The sequence below is a fragment of the Synergistales bacterium genome (assembly GCA_021736445.1).
GTDB lineage: Bacteria > Synergistota > Synergistia > Synergistales > Aminiphilaceae > JAIPGA01.
This window is the reverse complement of the sequence record JAIPGA010000008.1, coordinates 33,805-52,104: the sequence shown is the minus strand read 5'-3', so window position 1 is coordinate 52,104 and position 18,300 is coordinate 33,805. Positions and strand designations below refer to the sequence as shown.

The 18,300-nt window shown below is 64.6% G+C and carries 16 protein-coding genes; 14 read left to right on the top strand and 2 right to left on the bottom strand.

The features are described 5' to 3' along the window. Together K9L28_02735 and K9L28_02730 are read left to right on the top strand one after the other, a co-directional pair. Positions 1 to 880: hydrogenase expression protein (locus tag K9L28_02735; protein MCF7935247.1), on the top strand; the 880-nt coding region annotated here is incomplete at its 5' end. Between the two features lie 9 nt (positions 881 to 889). Then, positions 890 to 1,993 carry a Xaa-Pro peptidase family protein gene (locus K9L28_02730; protein MCF7935246.1) on the top strand — a complete coding sequence of 368 codons (1,104 nt, stop codon included), beginning with the start codon at positions 890 to 892 and terminating at the stop codon, positions 1,991 to 1,993. An 11-nt stretch (positions 1,994 to 2,004) separates the two neighbouring features. On the opposite strand, the gene galE is transcribed toward K9L28_02730, so the two are convergent. Next, the gene (galE, locus tag K9L28_02725) at positions 2,005 to 2,979 is read right to left on the bottom strand and encodes a UDP-glucose 4-epimerase GalE (protein MCF7935245.1); all 975 of its coding nucleotides are present in this window, start codon (positions 2,977 to 2,979) and stop codon (positions 2,005 to 2,007) included. Between the two features lie 136 nt (positions 2,980 to 3,115). On the opposite strand from galE, the gene K9L28_02720 reads away from it, so the two are divergent. Further along, entirely contained in the window at positions 3,116 to 3,277 is a 162-nt protein-coding gene (locus K9L28_02720; GenBank protein MCF7935244.1) for a rubredoxin, read from the top strand. Positions 3,278 to 3,288: 11 nt separating this feature from the next. On the opposite strand, the gene K9L28_02715 is transcribed toward K9L28_02720, so the two are convergent. Beyond that, on the bottom strand, positions 3,289 to 3,813 hold the full coding sequence (locus K9L28_02715; protein ID MCF7935243.1) for a hypothetical protein: 525 nt from the start codon (positions 3,811 to 3,813) through the stop codon (positions 3,289 to 3,291). A gap of 128 nt (positions 3,814 to 3,941) precedes the next feature. On the opposite strand from K9L28_02715, the gene miaB reads away from it, so the two are divergent. The 11 genes from miaB to fusA all read left to right on the top strand — a co-directional run bounded on the left by miaB (position 3,942) and on the right by fusA (position 18,256). Continuing rightward, positions 3,942 to 5,285: a tRNA (N6-isopentenyl adenosine(37)-C2)-methylthiotransferase MiaB gene (miaB, locus tag K9L28_02710; protein MCF7935242.1), complete on the top strand. Its 1,344-nt coding sequence runs from the start codon at positions 3,942 to 3,944 to the stop codon at positions 5,283 to 5,285. A gap of 35 nt (positions 5,286 to 5,320) precedes the next feature. Continuing rightward, positions 5,321 to 5,977, top strand: coding sequence for a ComEA family DNA-binding protein (locus tag K9L28_02705; protein MCF7935241.1), 657 nt, complete (start codon positions 5,321 to 5,323; stop codon positions 5,975 to 5,977). Between the two features lie 2 nt (positions 5,978 to 5,979). Continuing rightward, complete coding sequence (locus tag K9L28_02700) at positions 5,980 to 7,389, top strand: ComEC/Rec2 family competence protein (protein MCF7935240.1); 1,410 nt, start codon at positions 5,980 to 5,982, stop codon at positions 7,387 to 7,389. A gap of 39 nt (positions 7,390 to 7,428) precedes the next feature. Continuing rightward, a complete protein-coding gene (locus tag K9L28_02695) occupies positions 7,429 to 8,196 on the top strand; it encodes a type III pantothenate kinase (GenBank protein MCF7935239.1) in 768 nt (255 codons plus the stop codon). Further along, on the top strand, positions 8,189 to 9,235 hold the full coding sequence (locus K9L28_02690) for a tRNA-dihydrouridine synthase family protein (protein MCF7935238.1): 1,047 nt from the start codon (positions 8,189 to 8,191) through the stop codon (positions 9,233 to 9,235). Before K9L28_02695 ends, K9L28_02690 begins: the two co-directional genes overlap by 8 nt. Beyond that, complete coding sequence (lysS, locus tag K9L28_02685; protein ID MCF7935237.1) at positions 9,183 to 10,727, top strand: lysine--tRNA ligase; 1,545 nt, start codon at positions 9,183 to 9,185, stop codon at positions 10,725 to 10,727. The genes K9L28_02690 and lysS overlap by 53 nt, the downstream gene beginning before the upstream one ends. Before the next feature lie 6 nt (positions 10,728 to 10,733). Beyond that, a complete protein-coding gene (ligA, locus tag K9L28_02680) occupies positions 10,734 to 12,740 on the top strand; it encodes an NAD-dependent DNA ligase LigA (GenBank protein ID MCF7935236.1) in 2,007 nt (668 codons plus the stop codon). 35 nt (positions 12,741 to 12,775) lie between these two features. Continuing rightward, positions 12,776 to 13,072, top strand: coding sequence for an Asp-tRNA(Asn)/Glu-tRNA(Gln) amidotransferase subunit GatC (gene gatC / locus K9L28_02675; protein MCF7935235.1), 297 nt, complete (start codon positions 12,776 to 12,778; stop codon positions 13,070 to 13,072). After that, positions 13,072 to 14,547, top strand: a complete 1,476-nt coding sequence (gene gatA / locus K9L28_02670) for an Asp-tRNA(Asn)/Glu-tRNA(Gln) amidotransferase subunit GatA (GenBank protein ID MCF7935234.1) — start codon at positions 13,072 to 13,074, stop codon at positions 14,545 to 14,547. The genes gatC and gatA overlap by 1 nt, the downstream gene beginning before the upstream one ends. Beyond that, the gene (gatB, locus tag K9L28_02665; GenBank protein MCF7935233.1) at positions 14,544 to 16,013 is read left to right on the top strand and encodes an Asp-tRNA(Asn)/Glu-tRNA(Gln) amidotransferase subunit GatB; all 1,470 of its coding nucleotides are present in this window, start codon (positions 14,544 to 14,546) and stop codon (positions 16,011 to 16,013) included. Before gatA ends, gatB begins: the two co-directional genes overlap by 4 nt. A gap of 158 nt (positions 16,014 to 16,171) precedes the next feature. Then, entirely contained in the window at positions 16,172 to 18,256 is a 2,085-nt protein-coding gene (gene fusA, locus K9L28_02660; protein ID MCF7935232.1) for an elongation factor G, read from the top strand. Positions 18,257 to 18,300 lie beyond the last annotated feature (44 nt).

Genomic DNA, 18,300 nt, shown 5'->3' with positions numbered 1-18,300 from the left:
ATCCGTGATCGCCTGGGAGAAGGGGGGGTACCTGGTGGCCTCCTCGGATCCTGTCGTGGGGGCCCAGGTGGGGGCGGGAGGCCTTCTGGTCCATATCAACGCCAACGATGTGGCGGCAAAGGGGGCCGAACCCGCCTACTTTCTACTGACGCTGATTCTGCCCTCTTCCTGCGGCGAAGCCGCTGTGGAGAGGTTGATGGAGGAGATCCACGGCACCTGCCGGGAGCTGGGGATCGCCATTGTCGGGGGACATACGGAGTTTACCGACCGCTATGAGGCACCGGTCCTTTCGGGGACCCTCTTCGGGAGGGCGGAGCGCTGTCTGCGTGCCGAAGATATCGGGGCGGGCGATGTGCTGATCATGACCAAGCACGCCGGTCTGGAGGGGATGTCCATCCTGGCCCAGGACAGACCGGACCTGCTGCGCGGACTGTTCGGCGAGGACGAACTGCGGCGGCTCCGCGGCTGGAGCGGGGAGCTCTCCATCCTGCCTGAGGCCCGTCTTCTCCGACCCTATGCCTCGTTCATGCACGATCCCACGGAAGGCGGACTGCTGGGCGGTGTGGCCGAGATCGCCTGGTTGCTCGGGGAGCTCCGTCTCACCGTTGACGAGGCAGGGGTCCCCGTGGATGGCCTGACCGCACGGGCCGCTGAACGGCTCTCCTTCAATCCGCTTCAGCTGATCTCCTCGGGGGTGCTTCTGGCTGTGGTGCCCCGACGCAAAGAAGCCCCCGCCCTAGAAGCCCTGGAACAGGCCGGTATCCCCTGGGCCCGGATCGGTGCTGTGGCGCCTCAGTCAGGCGGCGTCTCCCAGTCTCCGCCCAAGGCGATGCACGAAGAGCTGTGGCGGCTTCTGGCCATGCCCAGGGGAAAGGAATGAGTGATGACGATGGTGGACGGACCGATCGAGGAACGGATTGCAGCGGCACGAAAGGCATTGGTGACACGCGGGCTGGATGCCTTGTTCCTGCTCGTCAGGGAAGGGGCGAACTGGGAGAGTGTCTACTATCTCAGCGGGTTCCGCGGGAGCAGCTCGGCTCTGGTGGTCACCGGCGAGGAGGCCCTGCTGATTACGGATGGCCGCTATCTCGCGCAGGCCAAGGAGCAGTCCCCCTGTACCGTGGTGGATCAGGGCAACAGGAGGCTTCTGGCGGTGGTGCAGGGGGAGCTGCTTCGGCGGAAGAGCCTCCAGCGTATCGGATACGAAGCGGAGCGGCTGACCTGTGCCGACTTTGCTCAGCTCCCCGGGGAAGGGGTCGAATGGGTCGATGCCTCGGATGTGGTGCTGGAGCTGCGTCGCCGCAAGGATCCCATGGAGCTTGAGCTGCTCCGGGAAGCGGGACGGATCGCCGGCGAGGCCCTGGCCGCCACGCTTGAGGACGCCCGGCCGGGGATGACCGAGCGCCACTTCGCGGCGTTGCTGGAGTACAACATCGTGCTTGCCGGAGCCGAAGGTGGCTGGGGCGGCCCCTCCTTTATCGTCGCCTCGGGCCCGAGGGGTGCCCTCCCCCATGGAGCACCCACCGAACGGTCGTTACGGGAAGGCGAGTGCGTCACTGTCGATTTCGGGGCGCGCTACAAGGGCTACGTCAGCGATATCACCAGAAACTTCTGTCTCGGTCGCATCGATCCCTGGGCTGAAGAGATCCACGGTCTCCTCAGGGAGGCCCAGCAGCGGGGCATGGATGCCATCGCCGCCGGGAGAAAGGGCAGCGATGTGGACCAGGCGGCCCGCACCTTCCTGGACGAGGCGGGGTACGGCCCGTGTTTCCCCCACGGTCTCGGCCACGGCCTGGGGCTGGAACTGCACGAAGGCCCCCGGCTCTCCAGGGCGGCTCTGGGTGCGCTCCGCTGCAATGACGTTGTTACCGTGGAGCCGGGGATCTACGTGGAGGGAAGAGGCGGTCTGCGCCTCGAAGACGACTGCGTGGTCACCGACCAGGGCTGTGCGGTGCTCTCGTCGAGCATCCCCAGGGAGCTCTTTGTGGTGTGAGCGTGGGAGCGCTATCCGAAGCGCTTCCGGTGCCACCGCCAGGCGCTCCCGATGATGTCCTCCAGGGTGTCGCGGCGGGGTTCCCACCGGAGCTCCCGTTCTGCCGCGTGACGTGAGGCGATGAGCGAAGGGGGATCTCCCGCCCGGCGGGGGCCCCTGTGGACGGGGACGGCGCATTGCGTGACGGATTCCGCAGCGGTGATGATCTCCTGTACGGTGTACCCGTTGCCGCTCCCCAGGTTGAAGGCGCCGAACCCCGGTGTGTCCAGCTGTTGGAGTCGGGTGACGGCGGCGACATGGGCGTCGGCGAGGTCGGTGACGTGGATGTAGTCGCGGATGCAGGTACCGTCTCGGGTGGGGTAGTCGTCGCCGAAGACGGTGATCGATTCTCTCCGTCCCATGGCTGCGTCGAGTACCAGAGGGATGAGATGGCTTTCCGGTACGTGGTGCTCGCCTGTGCGCGCCTCGGGGTCCGCGCCGGCGGCGTTGAAGTAGCGGAGGGCGATGCTCTGGAGACCATAGGCCTGTGCGTAGCGGTGCAGCATGCTTTCGATGAAGTGCTTGGTTTCACCGTAGACATTCTCGGGATGGCGGGGGATATCCTCTGTGATGGGGAGCGTTTCCGGTGTCCCGTAGACAGCGGCGGTGGAGGAGAGCACGAAGCGTCGTACCCCGCTCTGCCGCATGGCCCGAAGAAGCGAGAGCGTTCCGGCCACATTAACGTGATAGTAAAGCTCCGGATCGCGCATGGACTCGCCGACCTGGCTCCGGGCGGCGCAGTGGATGACCGTATCCACGCCGTACCGTTCCATCACGGCCGCCATGGCTGCGGTGTCGCGGATGTCCGCCTCCTCCGTGTCGGCTAGGGCGAGATCCCGATGGCCTGTGGAGAAGTCGTCGGCGATGAGTACCTCCCGGCCGTGTTCCTGGAGAGCGAGGACGATATGACTTCCTACGTATCCGGCTCCGCCGGTGACAAGTAGCATGGCAATCCCCTTTCACGCTGATTGAGTTTTTTGGGCTGTGCATCTATAATGAAGCTGATAACAGGTTTGCCGGGACACAGGGCATATGGCAGCGCTCTGTGAGGTGGCGTTCAAGTCTTGAGAGGAGGTTTTCATCGTGAAGAAATACGTCTGCACTGTCTGCGGTTATGTCTATGATCCTGCAAACGGGGACCCTGATTCCGGTGTCGCGCCGGGCACGGCCTTTGAGGACATTCCTGACGACTGGGTATGCCCTGTCTGCGGCGTGGCGAAGGACATGTTCGAGCCGGCCGAGTAAGGGGCGTTTGCCTACATTGAACGATCTTCCGGCGGGGCCTCTGGTCCCGCTGTTTTTTTGTTCTCGCCGCCGGGAGCGCTCTCCCGGAGCCAGGCTTCTGTCCATCGGATCAGTTGCGCCTTCGTCGCCCCGGGGCTCTCCACCTGGAGTGTGCACGCTTCGGGAAGGCTGAGGGTGATACTGCCGCCGAGGGACGGATGGTGCTGGTAGACGCCGGGACGATCTGCCAGAGCGATGCGCTCGGCTGTCCATCCTGAACCGATGGGGCCGTCGCTTTTCACGCCGGGAAAGATCGGCATATCCCAGGATCCCGGGCCGGAGCCGCAGAGGAGCTCTACATGGATATGCAGGCCGGGGTGTTCGCTGTAGGAGGCCCACTGCCAGCTGCCGACGGAACCCTTGGTGGTTTGCAGTGTCTGTGTGCCGCCCTCATCCATCGTGAAGGTTCCCACCTGTTGCGGGAAGGAGATCCCTTCCGCCGTAGCGGGGAGGACACAGAGAGACAGGAACAGCAAGACCGGAAGAAGCTGTTTCACGGGGACGACCCCTCCATTCGCAGGAAGCTTGGCCTACTATAGCATAGAGGAACCCCTCCTCCGCTCCGGAGAGAGGGCTTCGTGAAATCATGATACAATTCCAATCCGGAACACAGGGAGCTGGTTTGATGGAAGCACGCTTTGCGCTGCGGGTATTCGGCTGCCAGATGAATGTCTACGACGCCGACCGTTTGCGTACCACCCTCTTCCGTGCGGGGTGGCGCGAAGCGGACCCCGGGACGGCAGATGCACTGATCTATGTCACCTGCAGCATCCGCGAGAAGGCGGAACAGAAGGTCTGGAGCGAGCTTGGCCGTCTCAAGGGACGGTGGAGCAGGGACGGTCGGCCGGTAACCGCCGTTGTGGGCTGTATGGCCCAGCGGGTGGGCGGGGAGCTCATGCAGCGCTATCCCTGGGTGCGGATTGTCGCCGGTCCCAGACATCTCGCTGCCCTGCCGGGGGCTCTGGAGCGCTGTGTCCACGGCAGCGGACGGGAGAATCATCTGGATGGCGACCCACGGGCCCTCGATGACCTCCACACGCCTCCGCTCTCCAGGGGCAACCCCTACAAAGCCTATGTCACCATCGCCCACGGTTGCGACAACTTCTGCAGCTACTGTATCGTCCCCTATGTGCGGGGCCGTTTCCAGTCCCGCGAACCCGGGGCGATCCTCGCCGAAATGGAAGAGCTCACAGGTGACGGGGTGCGGGAGATCACCCTGGTGGGACAGAATGTCAACAGCTACGGCGAGGACCGGGAGGATGGCTACCGCTTTGCCCGGCTGCTCCGCGATGCAGCCCGAACCCCCGGACTCCGTCGGCTCCGTTTCGCCACCAATCATCCCAAGGACATGAACGCCGATGTGGTGGCGGTCATGGCTGAGGAACCGGTGGTCTGCCCGGCACTCAATCTGCCTGTCCAGTCGGGGAGCGACCGGATCCTCCGGCGCATGCGCCGCGGCTATACCGTTGCGCAGTATGGACAGGTGGTGGAGATGCTTCGGGAAGCCCTGCCGGAGCTCGGGCTCACCAGCGATCTCATTGTGGGCTTTCCCGGGGAGACGGAGGAGGATTTCCGGGCCTCCATGGCGGTGCTGGAGCGCTCCCGCTTTGATCTGGTGCACACGGCGGCGTTCTCCCCCCGTCCGGGAACCAAAGCGGCGGAACTGGAGGAGACCGTTCCGGAGGAGGTCAAGAAGGCCAGGATGATCGAGGCCCAGCATCTGGAACGGGAGATCGCCCTTTCCATCAGCAAGGGGTACGAGGGGGTTGAGGAAAGGGTGCTCTTCGACGGGTACGCCCCGAAAGGAGAGGGCCTCATCCAGGGCAGGACGCCTACGGACAAGGTGGTCCTTGTCCCGGGAGGAGCGGAGCTGCTGGGGCGGATCGAGAGGGTGCGTATTGAACGCGGAGAACAGTGGTGCCTCCATGGTCGCCTGGCGGACCGGAGCGACGGGCCGCCGGCGACATAGCGGCGAGTCCTGTGACAGAGGGGGTGGCGGACGGAATGTCCAGGGTGCGGGGAATACTGTTTATCGTGGCGGGGGTCGCCTGCTTCCTTGCCGCCTGGGGAATGCTGGGCTACTTCAGCGGCGCCTGGCAGGAGGACGAGGCCGAACGGTCACTGGCCGGACCGGCGTTGCACTATCAGGAGGAGGAAACCGGAGCGGGAGGCGTGCCGGAACCCAGCCGGGAACCCTCGGAGTGGGTGGTCTATGTGACCGGCGGTGTGGAGAATCCGGGGGTCTACCATCTGGAATCCGGGTCCAGGATCTACCAGCTCGTGGCCCGGGCCGGAGGCTTCGCCGCAGAGGCCGATGCGGAGGCCATCAACATGGCGGCGGAGCTGGCCGACGGTGTCCATGTGCATGTGCCCAGAGAGGGTGAAGCCGCTCCCCCTGAGCCGGGAGGTGCCGGGACGGAGACAGTGACCGGCGGAACCCTCCAGGGACAGGAGGACGGGGGTGGCCTCGTACCGGTGAACACCGCGGGACAGAAGGCGCTGGAGACCCTGCCGGGTATCGGACCGGTCACGGCGGCGGCGCTCATCGAGGAACGGGAACAGAACGGCCCCTTTGCGGCTCCGGAGGATCTGCTCAGGGTGCGCGGCATAGGCCCCAAGAAGATGGAAAGCATCGCTCCCCTTGTCTCGTTCGGGCGGTAGACATGCTTACCGAGCTGCCGGCTCTGCCCCTTCTCGCCGGCTGTTGTCTGGCGCTGGCCTTTGCCGGGGAGGGGGTCCCCCTTCTTCCCGCACTCCTTGCGGCGCTCCTTGCCGCCCTTGGTCTGCTCCTGCTCGGTACGGATCGGTTCGATCCCGATTGGTGGCCCGCACTGGGACTGATCGCCCTGTTCATTGTAGGGGGCGCCGTACTGCTTGTGGCGCGGACCGAAGCGCCCGGGCCCCTCCCCGCCCGGGTGGGGGGTGTCGGTACCGTTGTCGAGGAACGCGAATGGGGGGCGGGCCGCGCCCTGGTGGTGGCGCTGGAGGGAACCCGCTACCTCACCACAGTCTTTCCGGTGCAGAGTGTGCCGGAGGGCGAGCGAATCCGCATCGAGGGGAGGATTCGTCCCCTTGAGGAGACACGGAGTGGCTTCTCCCCGCGCCGGTACTGGGGGGCCAGAGGGGTTGCCGGCGAGATCGATGCGGAGAAGATCCGTCCCGCCGGGAAGCGGGCACTGTCGCTGCACAGCTGGCGTTCCCTGCTGCGTCGACGTATCGATCTGGTCCTGCCGCCGCTTGTCCGGGGGCACCTCCTGGCGGTGTTGCTCGGCGTACGCGATCCTGCACTGACCGACTTCAACGCCCGGCTGGGTACGGTCCATCTGCTTGCCGTTTCGGGGTTCCATGTGGGGCTCGTGGCCCTGCTGGGGTATCTCCTTTTTGGGTGGAGCGCCGCCGGCCTTGGCGCCACCTCGCTGCTCCTCTGGGGGTATGTTCTGTTGACGGGTGCAGCCCCCAGTGCGCTGCGGGCCGCCGTGATGCTGCAGCTCTTCCTTGTTGGGGTTCAGCTGGGCAGAGGCTGGACGGTTGCCAATGCCGTGGCGGCGGCAGGTGTGTTGCTGCTTCTGGTTGAACCGTTTCTCTTCTGGAGCGTGGGGTGGCGGCTTTCCATGCTTGCCGCGCTGTCGCTGAGTCTTCTGGCGGGAACGCCGCTTCCCCGGTACGGCAAAACGCTCCTCGTGTCGCCGGTAGCCTGGTCCGCCACGGCGGGGACCATCGCCTCCGTCTTCGGTGCGGTGCCCCTGGCGGGGCTTCTGGTCAACCTGGTGGCGGTGCCGGTGTACACCCTTCTGCTCCCCCTTGCCGTCATCTGCAGTGTGCCCGCCCTTCTGGGGCTGCCTGGCGGAACGGCGGTCGCCGGGGTTGCCGAGCAGGCCTTTGCCTTCTGGATGGGAGGTGCCTCCGCCCTTCCAGTGCTGCTCCCCTGGGAACTCCAGTGCGGAACGCTGCTGCACCTGGTGACGGCCGCAACCCTGGCTCTGCTTCTCGCCGCCAGACTGCGGCTCGGCGGTATCCGTGCGCTTCTGCTGCTGGGTTCCTTTCTCGCTGCAACGGTAGCGGCGACACTCTGACCGAGGGCCCCATCTGCGGGCCCGACTGGAGGGACCGTGATGCTACTTGTGTTGGATGTGGGGAACACCCATACGGTGCTTGGCATCTTCCGCGATCGGGAGGTGGTGGCGCACTGGCGGCTCAGCTCGCAGCAGCGGACAGGCGACGAGCTGTCTGTCTATCTGCTCAACCTCCTGCAGATCGCCGGTGTCACCCGCGGGGAGATCGGGGCTGCGGTGATCTCCAGTGTGGTGCCCCCGCTGGAAGTGGCCTGGCGGGACGGGATCTACGCCTGTCTCGGCATTGCGCCGATCCGGGTCAACGCTTCCTATGTGCCCCTGGAGATACACTACGACTCGCCGGCCGAGGTGGGCGCCGATCGACTGGTCAACGCCTTCGCCGGCAGGGAATGCTACGGTGCGCCGCTGGTGATCGTCGATTTCGGCACCGCCGTTACGCTGGATGTGCTTTCGCCGGAGGGCGCCTATCTCGGCGGCGCCATCGCTCCGGGGCTCAACGTCGGTGTGGAGGCGCTCTTCGGCAAGACCGCACGGCTGCCCAGGGTGGCCCTGGAAACCCCCGAAAAGACCATCGGCACCAACACCATGGGGTCGATCCAGTCGGGGATCCTCTTTGGGTACGCCGGTCTCATCGACGGGCTGGTGCGTCGCATCTGGAAGGAGCTGGGGACAGAGACGCGGGTTGTCGCCACCGGGGGACAGGCCGAGGTGGTGGTGCCCCATACGGAGACGGTGGAACACACCGATCCCTGGTTGACCCTGGAAGGACTCCGGCTGATCTATGCACATGCGGAACGGAATGACTGAGGGCCTCTGCCCGACAACGCCTCCCTGGCGGGGCGGAACGGTAGGCGGGGTAGCTGTGGCCAACCCCTTCTGGCTGGCTCCACTGGCCGGGATCAGTCTCCCTGCCGTGCGGGCCTTCTTCCGGGAGCTCGGCGTCGGCCTCGTCCATACGGAGATGGTGAGCTGTGCCGGTCTGGCCCACGGCAACCGGAAGACCCGGGAGATGCTGCCCGTACCGGGCGAACACCCTGTGGTGCTCCAGCTCTTTTCCGCCGAACCGGAGACGATGGCGGCCGGGGCAGGGCTGGCGCTTGGATGGGGCGAGCGGCCCGATGCGGTGCAGATCAACATGGCTTGCCCGGTCCGGAAGGTGGTCCGCCGCGGCGAAGGCGCTGCGCTGCTGAAGGACCCGGAACGTGCCTTCGCCATGGTGCGTGCGCTCAGGGAAGCCGTTCCGGTACCGGTATGGGTGAAACTGCGGCTTACAGGAGACAATGCCCCCTGTTCCACACTGGCGTTCTGCGAGGGACTGATCGCGAACGGGGCCTCCCATCTCACCGTCCACGGCCGGACGGCGTCGCAGCACTACAGCGGGATCAGCGACCGCCGTGCCGTCTGCCGGATCGCCCGGGCTCTTCCGGGGATGGTGAGCGGAAGCGGCGATATCTTTACCGAAGCGGATGCCTTCGCCCACCTCCGGGAGGGCTGTGTCGCCGTGCTTCTTGCCCGGGGCGTTGTCCGGGATCTCTTCCTCGCCAGGCGGCTTGCCCTCCGGTTGACCGGAGCCCCGGTGCGCCACCCGGCGGTAGAGGAGAGGGCGGCGCTGCTGCAGCGTCTCTACAGGAGGCTTGAGGGCGAAAAGGGCGAACGGGTGGCGATCATCTTGATGAAACGCTTTCTTGGGGGTATGTTCAAAGGGCTGCCCGGTGCGGTCCACCTCCGTCGCAGAATCGGTCCGATGCGGAGCCGCGATGACCTGCATGAGCTTTTGCTACAATGGACGGAATATGTTCACGAAGGGAGCGGACTTGATGGTTGCCCAGGACGGGAACAGCAGTGAAAGACACATGGCCCCGGAGGAGGAGATCCTCCAGCAGCGGATGGAGAAGCTCCGACGCCTCCGGGAGGAAGAGGGATACGACCCCTTCGCCGTCCCCGGGTGGGAACGGGAACACACCCTTGGGTACGTGCTGGAGCACTACGAATCATTGGGAGAAAGCGGCCACGCAGACGAGGAGATCTGCACCGCCGGGCGCGCCATGTCCATCCGGAAGCACGGCAAGGCTTCATTTGTTCATATCGAGGACGAGCGCCACAGGTTGCAGCTCTACTTCCAGCGGGACGCCGTCGGCGAGGAGGCCTACGGGTTTTTCAAGAAATGGGTGGATGTCGGCGATTTCCTCGGTATCAGAGGAACACCCTTCCGGACCAGGCGCGGCGAACTGTCGCTTCAGGTCACATCATACAGCTTGCTCTCCAAGGCGTTGCGACCCCTTCCCGAGAAGTGGCACGGCCTCAAGGATACGGAGGTCCGCTACCGACAGCGCTACGTGGACCTCATCGCCAATCCCCGGGTGCGGGAGGTCTTCCGGGCCCGGAGCCGGATCACCCAGGCCTTCCGCAGGGTGCTGGACGCCCACGACAGCCTGGAGGTGGAAACGCCCATTCTCTCTCCCATTGCCGGCGGCGCCAACGCCCGTCCCTTTATCACCTACCACAACGCCCTCGGCACGGATCTCTACATGCGTATCGCCACGGAGCTCCACCTCAAGAGGCTGATCGTGGGCATGCTGGGGCGGGTCTACGAGATCGGCCGGCTTTTCCGGAACGAAGGTGTGGACACCATGCACAATCCGGAATTCACCTCCATGGAGGTCTACTGGGCCTACGCCGACTACAACGACATGATGGAACTCTGCGAGGAGCTCGTCGTGGCCGCCGCAGACGCCGTGGGAACGCGGAAGGTCTCCTACCAGGGGGTGGATCTCTCCTTCGAGCCGCCCTTCAGGCGGGCCACCATGGTTGAGCTGGTGGAGCAGCACACCGGCGTGGATTTCCGTACCCTCGGCGACGACGAGGAGGCCCGTAGCATCGCCAGGGAGCACGGCATCGAGATCGAGGGCGACGAAACCCGGTTCGGTCTCCTCGCCGAGTTCTTCGAGGAGTTTGTGGAACACCATCTGGTGCAGCCCACCTTCGTGCTCAAGCACCCCGTGGAGATCTCGCCGCTGGCCAAACGCGATCCCGAGGATCCCGAGTTCACCGACCGCTTCGAACTCTTTGTCTATGGTTCGGAGGTGGCCAACGCCTTCAGCGAGCTCAACGACCCCCTGGACCAGAAGGAACGCTTCCTGGCACAGCAGCGCAGGAAGGAAGCAGGCGACGACACCTCCCATCCCTACGACGAGGACTACGTAACCGCCCTGGAGTACGGACTGCCGCCCACCGGCGGTATGGGAATCGGCATGGACAGGCTGACCATGTTTCTCACCGACTCCCGTTCCATTCGGGATGTGATCCTCTTTCCCACCATGAAGCCGAGGGATCTGTAGGCAGCCATGGCGCCGCGGGAGAAGGAACGCCGCGCCCGGGCACTGCGGGAGGAACTCAAGGAGCACGCCTACCGCTACTACGTGCTGGACGCGCCGACCATCGACGACGACAGATATGATGCCATGCTCCGGGAGCTTGCCGATCTTGAAGCGGCCTACCCCGAGCTGCGGACCGCCGATTCGCCGACACAGCGGGTCGGGGGGGCGCCCCGGGAGGCCTTTGTCAAGGTCCGGCACGCCATCCCCATGCTCAGCCTCGACAACGTCTTCAACGATGGAGAGGTGCGGCACTTCGTGGAGCGGGTGCGGCGCGAGCTCCACCGCGATGACGTGGTCTTTGTCTGCGAACCGAAGATCGACGGGCTGGCGGTGTCGCTCCTCTACGAGGACGGCGTATTTGTTCGCGGCGCCACCCGCGGCGACGGCACCACCGGCGAGGAGGTCACCCGGAATCTCAAGACCCTGCGCAGCCTGCCGCTTTCGTTGCGCACCCCCCTTTCCGGGACGCTGGAGGTCCGGGGCGAGGTGTTCATGACCCGCAGGGATTTCGCCGCCCTGAACGAAGCGCGGGAGGAGCGGGAAGAGCAGCCCTTTGCCAATCCGCGGAATGCCGCGGCCGGGGCAGTCCGGCAGCTTGACCCCGCCATCACGGCTCAGCGGCGGCTGCAGCTCGCCACCTACCATGTGGTCCATCCCGAATACCGGGGACTCGCACGTCAGAGCGAGCTGCTCCAGTGGCTCCGGGATGCGGGGTTGCCCACCCAGGGAGAGGAGCGGTGCGCCGACGATGTCGAGGCTGTCCTCGGGTATATCGAGGAGATGCGAGGGCGGCGTTTCACCCTGCCCTATGTGACCGACGGGGTGGTGATCAAGGTAGACGCTCTTCCCGATTGGGGGCGCCTTGGGACAACAGCGAAATCACCCCGCTGGTCGGTGGCCTTCAAATACCCCCCGGAGGAGAAGCGCAGCACGGTGCGGGAGATCTTCGTCTCCGTCGGACGGACCGGAAGTCTGACACCGGTGGCCCGTCTCGAACCGGTCCACCTCGCCGGAAGCACCGTCCGGCGGGCCAGTCTGCACAACCGTGACGAACTGGAGCGCAAGGATGTCCGTATCGGCGACACGGTGGTTGTCCGCAAGGCCGGCGACATCATTCCCGAGATCGTCTGTTCTCTTTCCGAAGAGCGGAAGGGTGACGAAGAGCCCTTCGTATTTCCCGATCACTGTCCCGTCTGCGGGGCCGAGGCGGTACGCATCCCCGGCGAGGTGGCGGTCCGCTGTCCGAACCGCTCCTGTCCGGCGCAGCTGAAGGAGGGGGTCTTCCACTTCGCCTCCCGGGGCGGGATGAACATCATCGGTCTCGGCGAGAAGATCGTCAACCAGCTGGTGGAGAAGGATATGGTCCGGGACTTCGCCGACCTCTACCATCTGACGCCGGAGGAGCTCCAGGGGCTGGAGCGCATGGGAGCCGTCTCTTCGGAGAAGCTGGTCGGGCAGATCGAAGTGTCGAAGGAGCGTTCTCTGGACCACCTTCTCTACGCACTGGGGATCCGGTACGTGGGGGCCAAGATCGCCGCCACCCTGGCCGGGCATTTCCGGGGCATGGAGGCCCTCCGGGGCGCCTCGGAGGAGGATCTCCTCGATGTGGAAGGCATCGGTCCACGGATCGCGGTGTCCCTGCGGGCGTTCTTCGAGGACGGGCAGAACCTGCAGACCATCAGGCGGCTGAAGGAGGCTGGCGTGGCCATGTCACTGCCGGAGGAGCACGGCGCAGAGGAGCGCTCCCTGGAGGGAATGCGGTTTGTCCTCACCGGAGAATTGCAGAGCCACACCAGGCGGGAGGCCCAGGAGCGCATCGAGGCCCTGGGCGGCAGGGTGATCGGTAGCGTGAGCTCCCGTACCGACTACGTGGTGGCCGGCGAGAAGCCGGGGAGCAAGATGACGAAAGCACAGGAACTGGGCGTCGCCGTTCTGGATGAACAGGCCTTTCTGCATTTGTTGGGAGAGGCCTGAGCAAGAGCGAAGAGCCCTTTTTGGGAGGTGCAGTGATGGATGTATCAGCCGAAGATGTGCGGCATGTAGCGCGGTTGATCCGTATGGAGGTAGGCGACGACGAGATCGAGCCGCTCCGGCGGCACTTCAGCTCCATACTGGAACATTTTCAAACCTTGCAGGAGGTGGATCTGCAGGCGGTCCACCCCTTCGCGCTGGACCGGTCCGCGGCTTCCCCGATGCGGGAGGATGAGCCGCAGAGGTGGCCGGAGAGGGACCGTGCCCTCCAGGAAGCCCCAATGCGGGACGGGGATTTCTTCAAGGTGCCCCGCATCGTGAAGGAGGAAGACTGATGGAGTTCTGGGAGTTGCCCGCCTGGAGGATTGTCGAGCAGGTGTGTCGCGGCGAAAGCTCTGTCGCCGAGGTGGTGGACGCCGCCATTGCGCGGATGGAACGCCTCGAGCCTGAGCTCAATGCTGTCGTCACCCCGATGGCCGCATCGGCACGCACGCAGGCCGCAAGGCTGGACAGTGAATACGCCGCAGGACGGGAGCCCGGTCCGCTGGCAGGCGTCCCTGTCCTTGTCAAGGACAACATGTGTACCGAAGGGGTCCCAACCTCCTGTGGGAGCAAGATGCTCGCAGAGTGGCGTCCACCCTACGACGCCACGGTGGTGGAGCTGCTCCGGAGTGCCGATGCCGTGGTGATCGGCAAGACCAACATGGACGAGTTCGCCATGGGAAGCTCGACGGAAAACTCCGCCTTCGGCCCCACCTCGAACCCTCACGACACCACACGGGTCCCCGGCGGCAGCTCCGGGGGAAGCGCCGCCGGCGTGGCCGCCGGGTACGTGCCGCTGGCGCTGGGGAGCGATACGGGGGGATCGATCCGCCAGCCCGCCGCCTACTGTGGCATCCAGGGGCTGAAGCCCACCTACGGCCTGGTCAGTCGCTGGGGTCTGGTCGCCTTCGCTTCGTCGCTGGATCAGATCGGTCCTTTGGCCCGGGATGTCGGCGATCTGGCGCTGGCCATGGATGTGATCGCCAAACCCGACGCCAGGGACGCCACCTGCCGCGGCATGGAACGCCCCCGCTATCTCGACGCCCTGGAGGAGGATTCTCTCCACGGACGGCGGATCGGACTGGTTCAGGAATTCGAGGGCTACGATGTTGACCCCGAGCTGAAACGTTCGGTGGCGCATACGGCGGGCCTCTGCGAGAAGGCCGGCGCGGAGCTGGTTTCCATCTCCCTGCCCAGGACGATCACCTACGGTCTGGCCAGCTACTACATCATCGCCCCTGCCGAAGCGAGCTCCAACCTCGCACGCTACGACGGGGTGCGCTACGGCATGCGCCGGGACGCCGACTCGCTGATCGAACAGTACTACACCACCCGTCGGGAGGGATTCGGTCCGGAGGTCAAGCGCCGGATTCTCACCGGCACCTATGTGCTCAGCTCGGGCTACTACGACGCCTACTACCTGACGGCCCAGAAGGTCCGCCAGGTGATCCTCGCCGAACTCGAGGAGGCCTTCCGGGGTGTGGACGCCATCCTCATGCCGACCTGCCCGTCGCTGCCCGTGAAAAAAGGCGAACTGCTCGACGATCCCATCAGCATGTACATGCTCGATGTCTTCACCCTTCCGGTGAACCTGGCGGGCCTTCCGGGGCTCTCGCTCTATTCGGGCATGTCCGAAGGCGGACTCCCTCTGGGGGTGCAGTTGGTGGGAAGCCACTGGAGCGAGATGACGCTATTGGGCATCGCGTCGGTACTGCAGTCCAGCTTCGGGGTGCCCTCCATCACCCCGAAGGGGGGTGAGCGGGCATGACAGCGCGGCACGAACCCGTTATCGGGCTGGAGATCCATATCCAGCTGGCCACGAAGACCAAGCTCTTCTGCAGCTGTTCCACCGACTATATCGGCGCCACGCCGAACAGCAATGTCTGCCCCCTCTGCCTGGGCCTCCCGGGCACGCTGCCCGTTCCCAACGGGCAAGCCGTGATGTACGCCGTCAGAACGGCCCTGGCCCTGGGATGCACCATCAACGAGCGGACCATCTTCCACCGCAAGAACTACTTCTACCCCGATCTGCCCAAGGCCTACCAGATCAGCCAGTACGATCTGCCCCTGGCCGAACACGGTGCCATTGTGCTCACCGACAGCGATGGGAGCGAGCGCCGGATCAGGATCAAGCGACTGCATCTCGAGGAGGACGCCGGGAAACTCGTCCACAGTGCCGCCGACGGACGGCTTGCCGGGTCCGGTTCCTCCCTGGTGGATTACAATCGTTCGGGCGTTCCTCTGGCGGAGATCGTCTCCGAGCCTGATATCGCTTCCCCAAGGGAGGCCAGGGAGTACGTACTGCAGCTCAGGCGTCTGGTGCGCTACCTCGGCGTCTGTGACGGCGACCTGGAGTCCGGTTCGCTCAGGGTGGATGCCAATGTCTCCGTACGGACGCCCGACGGTCCGCTGGGCACCAGAACGGAAATCAAGAACATGAACTCCCTCCGTGCCCTGGAACTGGGCCTGCACTACGAGGTGGAACGACAGGGGCATATCCTCGACGACGGTGGTCATGTCGTGCAGGAGACCCGGCACTGGGATGACGGCGCAGGTGTCACCCGTTCCTCCCGGGGGAAGGAGGAAGCCCATGACTATCGCTATTTCCCCGAACCCGATCTGCCGCCCATCGTTGTGACGGCGGCAGAACAGGAGTCCGCGCGGGCAGAGCTCCCCGAACTCCCCTGGGAGCGGGTGCAGCGGTATATCGACAGGGAAGGACTGAGTCGGGAGGAAGCGGAGGCCCTGTCCGAAAGCAGAGAGGTGGCGGAGTACGCCGACGCGCTCATGGCCGGCGGCGTGCCCGCCGAGCGGGCCGGCAAGTGGGTCAAAACGGAGATCCTCCGGGTTCTGAACGAGCAGGACATCGGCATGGCTCAGTTCCCCGTTCCCGCAGACCAGCTGGCCCTGTTGCTCAAGAAGGTGGAGGCCAGGGAGCTGTCCACCACAGCGGCTCGGGACGTCTTCACAGCCATGTGCAAGGAGCAGGTAGGTTGTGACGAGGCCATCGAGAAGGCTGGCGTCGCGACGGGGAGCGTGGAAGGCGAAAGACTCCGGGGTATTGTGGAGAAGATCCTGAGCGAACACCCCGATGTGCTGGAGGAGATCCGGTCCGGCAAGGACAAAAAGGGCAAAAAACAGAGGTTTCTGCAGGGCCAGGTGATGCGGGAAACCCGGGGCCAGGCGGACCCCGGGGCCATAGCGGAGCAGTTGAAAGAGCTGCTCGACCAATGATCAGCAGGGCGGCACCTGTGTTGCGTTGACGCTTCGCTGGCGACTCGCGTAGGATATTCGAGGATTGGAACAGGCGAGAGCACACCAGGGGATGGAGGCGCTCCTAAGGGAAACAAGGAATCCTATCTATATAATTGTTCAGGAGGAGGTACATCTTTATGGGGACGAGAAAACCTGAAGATATCCGGACTGTCGCGTTGGTAGGACACGGAGGGGCGGGAAAGACCGCCCTCTCCGAGGCCATTCTCTTTGATACCGACCAGACCACCCGGATGGGCAGTATCGAAAGCGGCAACACCGTTATGGACTTCGACACCGAAGAGCACAAGCGGCAGATCTCGATCAACTCCGCCGTGGCCACGATCCCCTACCGGGAGAAGACGCTCTTCATCCTCGATACGCCGGGCTATGCCGACTTCATCGGCGACATGCGCTCCTCCATGCGCGTCGCGGACAGCGTGGTCACCCTGGTCAGCGCGGTGGACGGCGTGGAGGTCCAGACGGAGAAGGCCTGGGAGTTCAGCGAGGATTTCCGGGTTCCCGTGGCCTTCTTTGTCAGCAAGATGAACCGCGAGAACGCCGATTTCGACGGTGTTGTCGGCCAGATCCAGGAGTATTTCACCGACAAGGCGGTGCCCTTCTTTCTCCCCATAGGCAGCGAGGCCTCCTTCAAGGGGCTTGTGGATATACTCGCCGGCAAGGCCTATTTTTACGGGGCCGACGGAAGCAGGGAGATGACCGAAGGGGAGATCCCCGCCGAACAGGCCGAACAGGCCCAGAGCGCCCGGGAGACCCTTGTCGAGCGGATTGTCGAGTCCGATGACGAGCTGATGATGCGCTACCTCGAGGGTGAAGAGATCGGTATGGAGGAGCTCCGGCCCGCGCTCCTGCAGGCGATTATCGGCCGGGAACTCCATCCGGTCATCCCCGGCGACAGCACCCACAACGTCGGTGTCTACCAGCTGCTGCAAACCATTGTGGATATCCTTCCCTCTCCGGTAGATATGCCGCCGCGGAAGGTCCTGGACGAAGCGGGGGAGGAGGTGGAGTGTTCCGCCGATCCCTCCGGCGACTTCCTGGCCCTCTGTTTCAAGATCATGGTGGATCCCTACGTGGGGAAACTCTCCTTTATCCGGGTCCTTTCCGGCACCACCACCAGCGACGAGAATATCTACAATGTCAACAAGGAAGAGGACGAGCGGGTCAGCTCCTTCCGTCAGATGCTGGGGAAGGAGAGCAGCGAGGTCAAGGAGATCGTTCCCGGAGACATCGTGGCCATTCCCAAACTGCACAGCACAGCCGTGGGCGATACCATGGCGAAGAAGGGGACCAAGCTCCAGGCCCGGCCCATCGACTTCCCCAAACCGGTCTTCAGTCTGGCCGTGTTCCCCAAGAGTCGGGGCGACGAGGACAAGCTGGCCAACTCGGTCCACCGACTCATCGAGGAGGATCCCACCCTCTCCTACGAGAAGAACCCCGAAACCAGGGACAACGTTCTCTCCGGCATGGGCGACCAGCACCTGGACGTGATGCTTGCCCATATCAAAGAACGCTACGGGGTGGATCTCGACACCCGCACGCCGCGGGTTCCCTACCGGGAGACCATTCGGAAAACAGCCAAGGCCCAGGGCCGATACAAGAAGCAGAGCGGCGGCCGGGGGCAGTACGGCGACGTTCATATCGAATTCGCCCCCAAAGAGCGGGGCGAAGGGTTCGAGTTTGTCGACAAGATTGTCGGCGGGGTGGTTCCCAAGACCTATATTCCTGCTGTCGAAAAGGGGCTCAGGGAAGCCTTTACGGAAGGTCTCCTTGCGGGCTATCCGGTGGTGGACATCCAGGCAACGCTCTTCTACGGTTCCTACCACGACGTGGATTCCTCGGAGATGGCCTTTAAGATCGCTGCCTCCATGGCCTACAAGGAAGCCATGAAGAGCACCTCGCCGGTGCTGCTGGAGCCGATCATGAACATCGAGGTGCTTGTCCCCGAGGATTACCTCGGCGATGTCATGGGGGATCTCAACAGCCGCAGAGGGCGTATCATGGGCATCGACGCCCGGGGGAGCCTGCAGGTGGTCAAGGCACAGGCCCCACTGGCCGAGCTCTTCCGCTACGCCATCATTCTCCGTTCCATGACCTCCGGCCGGGGGAACTTCACCATGGAGTACTCCCACTACGAAGAGGTCCCCGAGGAGATCACCAGGAAGGTGATCGAGGCGCGGCAGGCCGAGAAGGAAGAGGGATAATCCGCAAGGGCTGACAGGCAGAGACATTGTGTCGGTGAATACAG